This window comes from Serratia proteamaculans, assembly GCF_946227095.1.
Classification (GTDB): Bacteria; Pseudomonadota; Gammaproteobacteria; order Enterobacterales; family Enterobacteriaceae; genus Serratia; species Serratia proteamaculans_E.
On record NZ_CAMISV010000032.1, the window covers coordinates 1 to 386 of the forward strand.

At 54.9% G+C, this 386-nt stretch carries 1 pseudogene; it reads left to right on the plus strand.

From position 1 onward, the window contains the following. A pseudogene (locus OC597_RS26615) lies at window positions 1-386 on the plus strand (phage tail tape measure protein); the annotation flags it as partial.

The window sequence follows — 386 nt, forward strand, 5'->3', positions numbered from 1 at the left end:
CAGCAGGATATGGCCCGCGAGAGGTTAAAGGCAGAGGCTGATGCCATTGCGGCCCCACGGCAAAACATCGCCGGGGATGTTGATCCCTCCGTTCAACTGAGTAACCAACTGGCGCAGCAGCAGGCCCAGTATCAGGCGTACTACCAGCAAGGTTACATTGACAAACAGCGCTATGAGCAGTTGTTGCAGGCGGCAACACAGGAATCAACTGACGCGCAATATCAGCAGGCAATGAAACTTTACGCTGGGCAGAGCCAGGTCAATAAGCTGCAGCTTGGGCTGATTGATACGATGCGGGAACGCTCCACCAACATGCTGACCGGGTTACTTACCGGTACCCAGACCTTCAAAGACAGCATGGTGGGTCTGTTTTCCTCCCTCACGCA